At 45.8% G+C, this 13,792-nt stretch carries 10 protein-coding genes; 1 reads left to right on the top strand and 9 read right to left on the bottom strand.

What is annotated here, in order from left to right:
* Positions 1-6: 6 nt before the first annotated feature.
* Positions 7-1,362, bottom strand: coding sequence for a diguanylate cyclase (locus BCT49_RS03360; RefSeq protein WP_102434146.1), 1,356 nt, complete (start codon positions 1,360-1,362; stop codon positions 7-9).
* Between the two features lie 286 nt (positions 1,363-1,648).
* On the opposite strand from BCT49_RS03360, the gene BCT49_RS03355 reads away from it, so the two are divergent.
* On the top strand, positions 1,649-2,851 hold the full coding sequence (locus tag BCT49_RS03355) for a DUF3541 domain-containing protein (protein ID WP_102434145.1): 1,203 nt from the start codon (positions 1,649-1,651) through the stop codon (positions 2,849-2,851).
* Between the two features lie 139 nt (positions 2,852-2,990).
* Here the strand turns inward: BCT49_RS03355 and BCT49_RS03350 are convergent, their stop codons facing one another.
* From BCT49_RS03350 to BCT49_RS03315, 8 genes are all read right to left on the bottom strand, one after another.
* Complete coding sequence (locus tag BCT49_RS03350) at positions 2,991-3,608, bottom strand: class I SAM-dependent methyltransferase (RefSeq protein ID WP_102434144.1); 618 nt, start codon at positions 3,606-3,608, stop codon at positions 2,991-2,993.
* Positions 3,608-4,861 (bottom strand): sensor histidine kinase, encoded by a 1,254-nt coding sequence (locus tag BCT49_RS03345; RefSeq protein ID WP_102434143.1) that lies wholly within the window; start codon positions 4,859-4,861, stop codon positions 3,608-3,610. The genes BCT49_RS03350 and BCT49_RS03345 overlap by 1 nt, the downstream gene beginning before the upstream one ends.
* A complete protein-coding gene (locus BCT49_RS03340; RefSeq protein WP_102434165.1) occupies positions 4,858-5,568 on the bottom strand; it encodes a response regulator transcription factor in 711 nt (236 codons plus the stop codon). Before BCT49_RS03340 ends, BCT49_RS03345 begins: the two co-directional genes overlap by 4 nt.
* 139 nt (positions 5,569-5,707) lie before the next feature.
* Entirely contained in the window at positions 5,708-8,896 is a 3,189-nt protein-coding gene (locus tag BCT49_RS03335) for an efflux RND transporter permease subunit (protein WP_102434142.1), read from the bottom strand.
* A 2-nt stretch (positions 8,897-8,898) separates the two neighbouring features.
* Entirely contained in the window at positions 8,899-10,146 is a 1,248-nt protein-coding gene (locus tag BCT49_RS03330) for an efflux RND transporter periplasmic adaptor subunit (RefSeq protein WP_102434141.1), read from the bottom strand.
* The gene (locus BCT49_RS03325; protein ID WP_102434140.1) at positions 10,143-11,591 is read right to left on the bottom strand and encodes a TolC family protein; all 1,449 of its coding nucleotides are present in this window, start codon (positions 11,589-11,591) and stop codon (positions 10,143-10,145) included. The genes BCT49_RS03330 and BCT49_RS03325 overlap by 4 nt, the downstream gene beginning before the upstream one ends.
* 113 nt (positions 11,592-11,704) lie before the next feature.
* On the bottom strand, positions 11,705-11,974 hold the full coding sequence (locus tag BCT49_RS03320) for a hypothetical protein (RefSeq protein ID WP_055319859.1): 270 nt from the start codon (positions 11,972-11,974) through the stop codon (positions 11,705-11,707).
* Between the two features lie 316 nt (positions 11,975-12,290).
* Positions 12,291-13,499, bottom strand: coding sequence for a NupC/NupG family nucleoside CNT transporter (locus BCT49_RS03315; RefSeq protein ID WP_102434139.1), 1,209 nt, complete (start codon positions 13,497-13,499; stop codon positions 12,291-12,293).
* Positions 13,500-13,792: the final 293 nt, after the last annotated feature.

Here is a 13,792-nt window from a genome sequence, read left to right as displayed (position 1 = left end):
TTCAACCTAGATAACTTGTCGCTTCTGTTCGTACATTTTTTCATCAGCTGCTTTCAAGAGCGCATCGACGTCATCGTAGTTATTATTATGGATAATCCAACCAACACTAATTCGAAGATAAATAGAGTGCGCTTCATAGACAACGGGGGTGGTACATATCGCTCTTCTAAGCTTAGCCACAATCGAAGAAGCATGTTGCTCATCAATGATACGAGGTAGCAAAACTAAGAACTCATCGCCCCCGATCCTTGCGACGAGATCCGAAACACGCAATTCGCTCTTGATACGCTTAGCACACTCAATTAACACCTGATCGCCAGCAGCATGGCCAAAAGTGTCATTGATCGCTTTAAAACCATCGAGATCGATATTCACAACGGCAAAGGTTCTCGCTCTCTGTTTTTGGGTGACCTTGAATGCCTGCTTTAAGCTATACATGAAGTATCGGCGATTCGGCAACATGGTGAGTTCATCATGCATAGAGCGGCTATCGGCAATGCGGTACAGGCGATAAATGGTCATAAAGGCAATCGCCAACACAAGCATAATGGTGTAACCCACCAGCCTGACAATTTGAATTCGATACCAAGGCACATCCATCAAGACATGCTCGTTTCCGGATAACGCCAAAAACCAGCCGCCATAAGGGAAGTTCACTTGCTCAGTGGCAAACGCATTCGTAAATACATCTTGTTCACCGTGGAAGATAGGACCCTCTTTACCTGAACTGTTCGCACCACGAATCGCGAGTTCATATTTGTTTTCAATCTTGCCAATACCGACGTCTTCATACAGCTCATCGAGATCAATCACTGCACTAGATACTCCCCAATAGTCTTGATTAAAAGGAGGGTCTCTGAAAATAGGTGTGCGCGTAATCAAGGCTTGCCCACCTTGAAACAGATCAAAAGGTCCAGCGATAAAGGTGTTACCAATATTTCGCGCTATTTCAACTGATTCCCATTGGGTTGGATGATCTCGATAATCAATACCCAGGATCTGCTCATTGCCTTCCATTGGGTAAACGAAATTAAGGATGTCATCTTCAGCGAGGCCAATCAGGCGAATGTGGTACCCATCTCGAATGATATTTTGGGCTATTTTGTCCCAGCTTTTCATATCGCTGTCTGGGTTTATCGTCACAAGTGTAGAGAAATTATTGAGGATATACATATCCGATACGATCGCGGCTTCTATGCGAGAGCGAATGATGGAAAGCTGCTTTTTTGCCTCAGAGTATGATTCATTTTTGAGGAAGGTTAATTGCTTGGCGTGAAAAACCTCTATGGCGGTTACCACCACCAAGAGCAACAACAAAGATAATAATTTGGCAGGCCACTGCTTGCTAGAACGACTGGGCATTTACGAACCTCTAACACTTTTGTTCTGTTTACTGCCTTAAATCGGCTCATTCCTGGCTAATTCGTTCAGTATGCCGACAAGTAACTAAAAATCCACACTTTGCGTCGGGTCTCATTTCATTATTGAGCCATTCATCACTTCACCGTGAGTTAACTACCCTGATTATTAAATCAAAAAACCTTAATGAACCTTATAAAGCTTACATTGTATTGACCCAAACCTTACATTAAAGGATTCATCAGTGTTATTTTATACTTACCATTAATCAGCTTGGTACCTTACGAACATGAAGCTAAAAACGCTAACTCTGTGCACATTGTTATCAGCCTCCGTTGCAGTTGCGGTTCATGCACAAGCAACATCTGATGCGCAAACGGCCTTTGACACACAACAGCCTGTTAACATACAAGAGAACAAACAAGCAACAAGCGTACCAAATGTTCCGTCCCCCGCTGATTCTCTGGACTCTCAAGAACAATCTTTCAAGCAATCTGCCAATCTGATTCGCACAACCTACGAAAGCCAACTTTATACCCTGCCCGCTTTCAAAGAAGGTCACTATGGTTTGCGTATGTATCGACAAACATTAGACGATAAATATTCTGCCGCGGTGTGGAGTGACATGGCGCGGGTATCGAGCAAGCTTAGCCGCCTGTCTAATGATGTTCAAACCATGGAACAGATCGTACTTTACTCAGAAAAGCGCGTGGCTTCGTATGTGGGCGATGACGATGAACGCAGTGTTCGACGTTACAACATCACCAAACACATGCCGGAATATCTCTACCTTGGCGTTGACCTTCTTGGCTCTATGGCGCGTGCCAATGAGTACGGTTTAGAACACAAGAACGATGCCAAGCTACGTGAAATCATTCGTCGCTATGACTTTTCACGCTACGTAACCAATGAAGACATGATAAAAGCCTGGGCAGCACAATTAGCTAATCAGGTTTACTGGCTGCGCCAACTGGGCGAGCAAGATGTCGTTGAGGAGTTCGTCGACACCTTCAAAAAAGCGTACCCTGACGACAAAGACAAGAAGCTTTCAAGCCAGCAATACGGCAATAAAATCTATGGTATGACACATGTGATCTTTGGTGATTCGGAATATTACCAACACCAAGTCAGCGAGCAAGAACATCAATGGATCTACGATTACTTCAGAGAGAACATCGATACCATTCTACTGCGCGCTAAAGAAGATGTGATTGCAGAGGTTGGATTGACCTTCTTGCTTGCGGGCTTAGAAGATGACCCGGTAGTAGAGAAAACTCGACTCGCGATCCAAGCCTCTATCGATGAGAAATATGGGATGATTCCTTCCATTACTGGCGATTTTGACCTTGAGTACGGTGAACACCGCAACGTGTTGGCGATCATGCTGCTCGATTGGCAACAAGTGAACGAAGCACCGACGTTAAAAGGTAATCCTAAGGTGTTTACTACGATTCCGTATGGGCTAATTGAAAACCAGCCATTGAGTAAATAGAAACTCCGGAGTTCATCTATAAAACCTAAAAAGCCGCAAACCTCTCAAGGTCTGCGGCTTTTTACTGTTTGTTACGTTAGTACTCGTATCAAGAGTTGTTAATATCAAAACCTGCGTAAAGATAAAGACAAAGACGACATCAATCCCCTGTCACTGCTTTGTTCATCACTATCGTGAAATCCCCTTCTGCATAGCCTTCTATCAGAGAGACATCGTCACACAGCGTTTTACAGAAGCGATAAACGCCCTGAGGGTGATAACTCATTAAGGTATTACGCGAAGGATATTGGCTTGAATTGAGAAGGTTAAAAATCACGGTCTGATTCGCCAATTCAAACATACGAGTGATCATATTTGTTAGGTAATCAGAATCGCGAGAGATGTAGTTCAGTGAACCACTTGCGATAACCACGTCGTGCGCTTCGAGGCTCATCTTACTCATATCACCCGATAAAAACTGGCAACGAGCTTCGGTGTAATTTTGCTTGGCCTTTTTTAGGAAGTCTGCGTGTTGGTCAACACCCGTATAAGATTGAATTCGATAGATGCTGTCGAGCAGTGCAAACAACTCCCCGTAGCCACACCCTAAATCCAAAACACTCTTCTTTTCAAAGTCTGCCGAGCGTGCAATGACTTCGAAACGACATAATTGACTCTCTTCGTTAGTCCAGCCTAATGCTTTAGCCTTATCGCCATTAGAGCGGTTTGTTTGCTTTCGGTGATACCAATACACCTTAAAACGATCACGCCAGTGCATTATGAGAAATCCACCCACACTTCACGTCCACCAGCCAACTCTTGGTTATGGTATTGCCATTGATATTGTGCGAGCAGCTTCTCGGTGAGCTCTAGCCCTAAACCAAAGCCGAGATTATTATCTTCTACCGTGCCGTCGGTGTTGTGGTTAACAATAGTCACTTTTGAACCGACTTGAACTATGTCTACAGTGCCGCTTCCTGTGTGTTGGAAGGCATTACGAATCAAGTTGGTCAATACAATTCGAGTTAGCCCTACAGGCAACTGACACTGTGTGTTGTCGCTTTCAAGGTTCACGACCACAGCCTTTCCATTCAATAGATAGGTTAAGTCGTGGCTTATCTGTTGCAACATATCGCCAAGATGTATGTTTTGCAGAGGCAGGTCTTTGTCTTGTTGTCGAGTTAGCCACAACAAGGTCTCTGTCAGATCTGTCATGGTGAAACCCGCACGCTTAATTCGGTCTATCACTTCAAGCTGCTTTTCTGGGCTCTTACCTTTTTGAATCAACTTCTCTAACAGTTCACTATTGGTTCTTGTCACAGCGATAGGTGTGCGTAACTCATGGCTCGCGTACCCTAAGAACTTCTGCTCTCGTTCTAAGCTGCTTTGAACCGAACTTAAGCTGTCACGAATGATGTTAGCCAAAGTGTTCAGCTCACTGAAATGAAAATCGGGAGTGGGTTCATTGAGGTTATCTTTGTCTAACGACTTAGCCCAATTCTTGAGTCGTTCAACAGGCGATGCGACCTTACGTAATACCAAAACCAGAATGACCACGAACAGAGTAATCGCGCCTAATGCAGTCAAAAAAATCGTCACAAAGTGCGGAAGCGCATCGTTATCTATGAAGTGATCTTGCCTTTGAGTAAACACCGCAGAAACATAACGAATCTCGTCACCTTTCATCGCCTTCATGGCGAAGTAGCCTTCTTCTGGCGGTGAAAATATGGATTTACCAATGATCATTTTAGTAATGAGGTTGAACTGGAGTTCATTCTGCTTGAGGTTGCTCTGGATGCTTTGTGGCAAGTCACTCCATTGCGTCGCCACAGTAAACTCTTGGTTGGTCATCGGCTTGCCGGGTTTCACAGCATCTTGTTGAGCTTGGACAATCATAGAGCCGCGCATCGCGATATCCATACCCGAGACAAAATAGTTTACGCTCAATGCAGACAGAACTAGAATCGTCGTCACACCTGTAACCAGAATCGCCAGTAAAACGTAGATCCTTAAACTTGGTCTGATCTTCATTCTTGTCGTAACTCCTTAATCGCAAAGCCTTTGCCCGCAATGGTATGCAGCAACTTATTGTCTTGTTCAGCATCGACTTGTTTACGCAGGTTGAAGATATGCACTTTTAAGCTATTACTGTCGGGTTGATCGTTGCCCCACACGCCCTGCATGATCGTCTCTCGTGAAACAGGATTAGGGCTAGAACGCATCAACACTTCTAAGATTTTGAGTGCGGTTGGGGAAAGCTTGAGAGGAGAGTTAGCTCGATAAGCTTGATGTTGTTTAAGGTCGATCTCCAGATCACTCACCGATAAGCGGCTCACCTGACCACTGCGTCGTTTGGCCAATACTTGCGCTCGAACAATTAGCTCTTCCATCGCAAATGGTTTGATCAAGTAATCATCAGCACCTTTTGAAAAACCCGTCAGCTTGTCGTCTAGCGTATCACGCGCAGTGAGCATCAAGACTGGTGTGTCGATACCCTGTGCTCGCAAGTTCTCACAAACCTGCAAGCCGTTCATTTTGGGCAAGTTAAGATCGAGAATCACCGCATCATAGCGATTGGTTTCGATAAGGTTGAGTCCAGCTAAACCATTCGCTGCGTGATCACACTGAATGTCTTCTAAATCGAGGTAATCGATGACAGCCGTCGCCAAATCGAGGTCGTCTTCAACCAAAAGTAATTGAAGCTTATCTGTGAGTTTATTAGTGACGGATTCTGCCATCATGACGACCTCTATTATTAGTTGTTGTGTGGCTTGTTATACAGTGATCTTTAATATCTTGTTTAGTAACGAAACTAGACCAATGCAGCCGAGACTCACTCGGCATTCATCAGCCTAAATATCATTAGCTTAGCCATTATTAAGCCGTTTGTTCAACGCCTTTGACTCGATTTGTGACTTTAAGAATCAGCGACTTAATCTCACACTGAATCATTAATAATGCAGGCGTCAGAATCAGCGTAATAAACGTCGCAAACAAAATACCGTAGCCTAGCGCCGCTGCCGCAGGAATCAGGAATTGAGCCTGCAAAGACGTTTCACTCAATAGTGGCGTCAAACCTGCGAACGTCGTAACCGATGTAAGTAATACCGCTCTCAGTCGACCAAAACACGCTTCAACAATTGCATCGTGAACCGATTTACCCTTTTCTTTGATTAACTCGTTAAAACGAGAAACCAACAACAAGCTGTCATTCACCACCACACCGCTCAACGCGAGAATACCGTTTAACGATAGGATACTGATTGTTAAGTCATTCCACCAGTGTCCTAGGATTGCGCCAACAATACCAAATGGAATCGCCGTCATGATGATCACCGGTTGAATGTAAGACTTCAGCGGGATAGCAAGCAGCGTGTAAATCGCAATCATAGCGAGCACAAACATGCTCATCATCGAGCTAGCCGTCTCTTCTTGCTCTTCCGTTTCGCCTGCAAAATCGACCGTTAATCCCGGGTACTGCGCTTCTAGATCTGGTACTAATGTCTCTTGCAGCTGACGAACAAGCTCTGCCGGTGCCACCACGTCTTTATCTAATACTGCACTGATGTATACAGCGCGTTGGCTATCAATGCGTGTGATTTCTGATACTTGGTAATCTGAATGTACTTTCGCAACCGTACTCAAAGGCACCACGGTACCGTCACTGGTTCTCACGCTCGATTGTTTGATATCCGCAATGGTTTGGCGATCCGATTCTGGGTAACGAACTCGAACTTTCACCTCATCTTTACCACGTTGGAACTGCTGAACAATGTCACCACCAAACGCCTGTAATACTTGCTGTGAAAGGCTTGCCGTATCAAACCCAAGCGCACGGCCTTGCTGTGTCAATTCGAAACGATACTGAGGCTCACCCAGATCCAAGTTATGATCAATGCCACTCACACCGTCAATTGCTTGCAGCTTAGTTAAGAACTCATTGCCCGCCGCCGAAACTGATTCTTCATTCCACGCTTTCAGTTCAACTTTGAAGTTGTCGACCATCTCCATTTTAGACAAGATTTTAAGCTTCTTAACCCCTTCCATTTGGCCAACAGTCTCTTGCCATGCATCTGCAAACTCGTTCGATGTGTAAACACTGTCGCTGTCCAATTCAATTTTCACTTGGCCAGAATCATCGGCATCGGCGATAACCTGAAGGCTAAGCAGTTCCGATGCTTCATCTTGAGCACCGTATTGCGCTCTCAAAGTTTCATCAGTTTGTGTCGCGGCCGCTTCAAGTACTAATAAGTTTTGTTGAGTTTGACCAAAACTCGCATCGTTTTGCATCGACATATCAGCAGTCACAGTGTCGCCCGGCATATCAGGGAAGAAAGCCACACGAACTGCACCCGTCATTGGCAGCCCTGCTACCAAGATAAGCAGTGACAAGAAAACCATCACCACGGCATAACGAAGTTTCAGCGCCCATTCAATCACAGGGCAATAGATGCGCTTATTAAACCAACCTAGCCCAGTATCGGCAGCATGTTGAACACGAGCCCACAGCCCCTTTTTGTCACTGCGTTTGGTGTTAATGTGTGCAAGGTGCGATGGCAGGATGAACTTAGACTCAACCAAAGACAGCAACAAACAGATAGTCACAACCGTACCGAACTGAGCGTAAATCTGACCCATTTTACCTTCAACGTTAGCCAGTGCTAAGAAGGCAACAACCGTCGTTAACACACCAAATATGGTCGGTGATGCCACCTTCATGGTGCCTCGAATGGTACTGCCTATCGAGTCGCCTTCTTCCTTGCGCGTGGAGTAGATACTTTCCCCGACCACCACCGCATCATCGACTACTATCCCGAGCGCCATAATGAAACCAAAGGTGGTCATTTCATTGATGGTTAACCCCATAAAAGTGTCGGTCATGAAGAACATGGTGCCAAAGAATACGAACGGTAAGCCCGCTGCCACCCAGAAAGCGACACGCACATTAAGGAATACCGCTAACACGATAAATACCAGAGCAATACCCGTTAACGCGTTCTTCACCAACAGGCTCAAACGGTCTTTGATCATGGTACTTTTGTCGTACCAAGTTTCGATTTCGACATCGCTCGGCAGCATGTTGCTGTTTTCCCAGCGATCTACCACTTGTTGAGCCTGTTCAACGATGCTGACGACGTCTCCGTATTCATCCATCACGATCTGAATCGCCATCGCATTCTGTTGGTTGTAACGAGAAAGCATGAAGGTGTCATCGGCAAACATGTCTTCCACGTTAGCAATGTCACCCAATGTAATTTGAGTGCCATCGGTGGTCGTCATCACCGGAATTGCATTGAAATCTTGGATCTCATACGCCTGTTCCGACACCTTCAAACGAACCGTTTTTTCACCATTACGAAGGCTGGTAGAAATAGCAGCTGAAGACTCCGCGTTGATCGCTTCTGAAACATCAGTCAGAGTTAAGCCGTAAGCTTGCAGCTTGTTCTCATCAACCTCGACCGAGATCATAGGATCTGCTTTGGCCTTAATCTCTAAGTCACGAATCGCTGATTGGCTCAACAAGTCCGACTTAAGTTGCTCGACTAAGCTCTGCAACGTTGCTCGATCTGCATCCCCATAAAGCTGTACCCATAATGCATGATCTTGCATTCGAGCCTTATCAATCACAGGATTGTCAGCGCCTGCAGGCAGGTTATTGATTGCATCAACCTTGGTTTTCACGTCGGCTAATAGGGTATCAAGATCGTAAGTGCTCGTTTTCTCAATCGAAACATGGCTGCCGTTCGCATCAGAAGTAGACGTAATACGCTTAATACCAGGTACGGTTTCTAACGCATCTTCGATCTTGATCGCCAACCCTTCTTCCGCTTGAACAGGGTCACCGCTGTCATAAGTGACTGAAACAGTGACAACATCAGGTTCAAGGCTTGGGAAAGCCTCTTTACGTAACGTGTTGAGCGATAACACGCCAATAATGATCACGCCAACGAGCAATAAGTTCGCTGCCACAGAGTTGTTAACAAACCACGCGATTACGCCAGTATGCGGTTTATCCGACGTCCGGTTACTGTGCACTTGGTTATTAGGTTTCAGCTCGTTAGGCATGACTAACCCTCCGCCTTAGCCAGCACAACCATGCCGGATTTAAAGCTGCTTAATGGACGCTTAACCACTTGTACGCTGTCGCTATTTGATTCTGTAAGACTATTCCAATCGGCAGAGTTGTTCAGCTTAGTAGGGTCGATGTAAATCAAACCGCCCTTTTCAAACTCAACATCCGCGTTTGATTTAGAAAGCAGACCGTTGCCATCCACAAACCACAGGTCACCCTGCTGCGAAAGTGCTGAAGCTGGAAGCTCCCACAGTTGAGTTAGTTGCTTGCCCGAAATCGTCGCTTGTACGAATGTGCCTGGATAAAGATCTTTCACTTGTTCCAAAGGATTATCGACTTTCACGATCAGTGAACGTTGACGTGTGTCTTGTTGTAAGTGCTGCTCTACTCGCTCGACATAACCTTGCCATTGGAATTGACCATCAGAACTCGACAGAGTCACTGGCCACGGCTGCTCTTTCAATTGCGTGTTATCGCTGTTTGGTAGGCTCAACCATTGGCTTTCAGAAAGAGGCACGGAAACTTCAATCTCATCGATGCTGTATAACGTAGCGATCTGTACGCCCGTCTGTGCGTAGCTTCCCGGTTGAACATCACGGCTCACGACCAACGAATCAAAAGGGGCAACCAAGGTTGTTTTTTCGAGGTCTTGCTCAGCCTTTACCAATTCAAGTTTGGCGTTCTCTAAAGCAGCTGTCACTTGCGCTAATTGCGGTTCACGCAATACCAAAGGTGAATCCGGCTCGCCAGACAAACCAGAACGTTGCCATTCAGACTTAGCTTGTTCGCCTTGTCTTTGTTCTTCCAACAAATCTAATTGAGCTTGAGCCACATTCGCCTTTGCTTGGGTTACCGCTTGTTGGTAACTGGTCGAATCGATATTGGCGATCACCTCACCTTGGCCAATCACTTGCCCTGTTTCAAACTGCGAACTGATCGTTTCTACTCGGCCGCCGACTTCCGTTGAAAACATCAATTCGTAACGCGACTTCGCTTCTCCGTAACCCACAACTTCTGCTTGGTAGTTACCCAATGTTGCGAGCACCACAGACACTTGCTGCTGTTGTGATACAGCTAAAGTCGTCGTGTCAGTATCAACAGACACAGCTTGAGGCTCTGAAACCACTAGTTCATTGGCCTTTTCAGGAGCAGGAGCCACTTGAGAACCGTTGTAAGCAAGGGCTGCAAAGATGCTTGAACCAGCCACTAAAGTGATGGCAATTGTGATGGTATTCAGTTTCATGAAGATACTCCCAAGCCCAGAGCTAGGCCTAAATCAATTCGGTTTACAAGACGGTTATAAATGGTTTGTGTTAGCTGCGCTTCAAGGTCATAGGTTTGTTGCTGAACAGAAAGTAGATCAAAAATGTCGACCAAACCCTGACGGTATTTTTCTTCATAACTGGTGAAGCTGCGTTGTGCGCTCACTAAGGCATTGGCGAGATGTTGCTGTTGAAGTGTTAGTGACGACTCTTGTCCCATCGCGTTTTCCACTTCATTCACCGCACTAAGCAGTGTTTCTTGGTAAGCCCAGTAGCTGGTTTCTGTGGTTAGGTCTGCAATCTCAGCTTGTGCTTTAAGCTTGCCACCTTGAAACAGTGGTGCTGATACTTGACCAAGTGCACTCCACAAAGGCCCAGTCAACAAGGCTTCACTCGGAGATTCCGCCATATCGGTTAGGCTGGCTGATAAACTGATCGAAGGCAGCATCGCTTTATATGCAGCATCGGCACGCAATGCTTCTGCTTCGATATTGAAGAAAGCGGCTTGCAGATCCGGACGCCCTGCCAGATCTTGCGTCGGCATGTTGTCTAGCGGGTTAATGATGGTTGGGAATGAACCGAGTTCAGGTATTGAAGCTAGATCAGAGTCGCCACTCCATTGCCCTGTTAACAGAACCAGCTCACGGCGACTTTGTGCAAGTTGCTCGCGGTAGTCAGCTAAAGTTGCCTGAGTCGATGCGCTGCTGGTTTTGGCGTTATCCAGGTCTTCAAGGCTACCTAACCCTGCGCGGTAACGTTCTAAAACCAGCTCTTCGTTGTTCTCTAGAATCACTAAGCGCTGCGTTTCAATATCAACAAGCTGCTGCTTCAAACTGATATCAAGCCAACCTCTCATCACACTCGCGACCAAAAGGTCTTGAGCGCCCTGAAGGTTAGCCTGAGACGTCGCAATGTCTTTTAATGCGGCGTTATTTGTGTCTGCAAGCTTCTGCCATAGGTCAAGCTCCCAACCAACCGTCACATCTGTGGTATAGGTTTCGGTGGTGCTTGAGCCGTTAGTGCCTTCGTCAGCTTTACCAGAAAAGCTCGCATCTACGGTTGGCAAGCGGTCGCCAGACGTCACACCTTGTTGTGCATAGGCTATTTTGAGTGCTGTGATGCTTTGCTGGAGGCTTGGACTGTTCTGCAGCGCACGCTCGATATAGAGATCGAGTTCTGGTGCATTCACGAGATCGGTGAGCTGTAGGTTCTCAGTTTCCAGATCTTGGCCATTAGAAGCCTTTTGATCCAAAGCTTGTTCATCAGAAGCTTTCTGGATCAGCTCCGAGAGCAAACTTTGCTGCGTCTGATTAGTATTTTGTTCGGCTAGCGATACGTAATCAACCTGACTGGTTGAAGTACAACCGATCAAACCAATTAGAGCGAGCGCGATAACGGAATGTTTTAAAGGAAGATTCAATTTCATCTTCTTGTCTCCTGTAAGAATGGAGACAAGATAACGAGCTGGGGGTTAAGAGAGGGTTAAGGCGAACGTTAACCCTAAAGAAAATGCATAGAGCGTACGTTTAAACTTCTGATTTACGCTTCTGACTTGCTTGAGAAGAGCCCACCGATTTTATAGCCAATCGCATAACAAACCACTGCGATAGTCACAAACACCAATGCCGAGAAGAAGTACGCCACCGATGCCGCTACGCCAGTGCCCCACACCACGCTAAACACCAAACCGAGATAAGCCTCTTGCGGCCACTGAGAGATAGGAAACTGAGTACCACCAGCAATAAGATAAACCATCGCAAACAAGCCGATAAAGGCGGTGATAAGACCAATGAGAACGCGCATGTTCATGGGAAGACCTTTGATTAATTGGACTTGGTTGCTTTTGTTCTGGTGAAAACCGATTGTTCTTAATCGAAGCCGAACGTTATTAATCGCAACCTAATGATATTCAAGTATATCGGATAAAACAGGCTTGCTCTATTACTCTTCCGAGTGAGCCTGAAACGCAATAGAAATAATGAGATAAGTGGTTAAGTCCTAATTACCTTAACGAGCAGGCACAAAAAAGCGGACACCCTTCTTACGTAAACTCCGTAAGCAAGATACCCGCTTTTACTAAATTTAAGCGCTTTTATTGAATCTAGCCGCTTTAACTTAATCTAGCTTAAAGCAGGATGAATATACCCGCTAAACATGCACTCATTAGGTTGGCGAGTGTACCCGCAGCAACGGCTTTCAAGCCTAAGTTTGCTACTTCAGCACGACGCTCTGGTGCCATAACACCAATCGAACCTAATTGAATCGCAATAGAGCCAATGTTAGCAAAGCCACATAGAGCAAAAGTCACGATTACTTGGCTGTGTTCAGATAGCAGCGCTTTGTTCTCAACGAAGTCGATGAAAGCAACGAACTCGTTCATTACGATCTTCTGACCAATGTAAGAACCCGCCATTAATACTTCATCACTCGGGATGCCAATCAGCCATGCTAATGGTGAGAACAGGTAACCGAAGATAGCTTGTAGCGTAATGCCCGCAAAACCGAACGTTTCACCTAAGCTTTCAAGGCCCGTGTTGACCATTGCAATCACACTCACGAATGCAATCAACATAGTACCAACGGCTACTGCCACCTTCATACCGTTCATCGCGCCGCTTGCCAATGCATCAATCACGTTGCTTTGGTCAGCTTTATCTAGCTCAATGTGCTCGTAGTCACTTGGCGTGCTGCGCTCAGGAACAATGATCTTCGCCATCAATAAACTACCAGGAGCCGCCATGAAGCTTGCTGCGATAAGGTATTTAAGCTCAACACCTAATCCTGCATAGCCACCCAGCACACTACCCGCAACAGACGCCATACCACCAGCCATGACAGCAAACAGTTCAGAACGAGTCATAGATTTTAAAAACGGACGAATAAGAAGAGGAGACTCACCCTGAGAAAGGAAAATGTTGCCCGTAGCGACCAAGGATTCGGCTTTACTGGTACCCAGCAGTTTTTGCACCGCTCCACCAAGAACTTGAATCACTTTTTGCATGATGCCTAAGTAATAAAGTGCCGAGATCAAAGCGCTAAAGAAGATGATAATAGGAAGAACGCGAATCGCGAAAATGAAGCCATCAGTAGCAAGGTCACCAAAAAGGAAAGCGATACCAGCGTCCGCAAAACCAAGCAGGCTTGAAACACCATTGCTCATGCTCGTTAGTGCTAATTGTCCCCATGGGAAATACAACACTAAGGCTGCAAAACCAATTTGAAGTAACAATGCACGAGACACGGTTTTCCAGTTAATAGAAGAGCGACTCTCAGATAGCAGACATGCGCAAGCAATCAGTGCAATAACACCGACAAGACCAAATAGAATATTCATAATGTGTCCTAGTAATCCTTAAAGAGTAAACATGAGCCAAATAAATGACATCAAAGGAATAGGACAAAGAACCGCAAGCAAAACGCTACGCGATGAAGGAGCTAACAAGGTTAGCGAGTGTGACAACGAGTTGTTCATGTAAAAATTCACCTTATACAAGCAGTGGAACGTAGCTGGTCCGGTCCGTGGGGTCATTCACATATCCATGTGACGGCTTGTATTGGCTAAGCACCGGCTTAAAACCGGAAAAGAAGTATAAACAGTTAAGTGAGACTTTCATCACATTTCTTGAC

Source organism: Vibrio lentus (assembly GCF_002875945.1).
GTDB lineage: Bacteria > Pseudomonadota > Gammaproteobacteria > Enterobacterales > Vibrionaceae > Vibrio > Vibrio apostichopi.
This window is presented reverse-complemented; position numbering and strand designations above follow the sequence as displayed.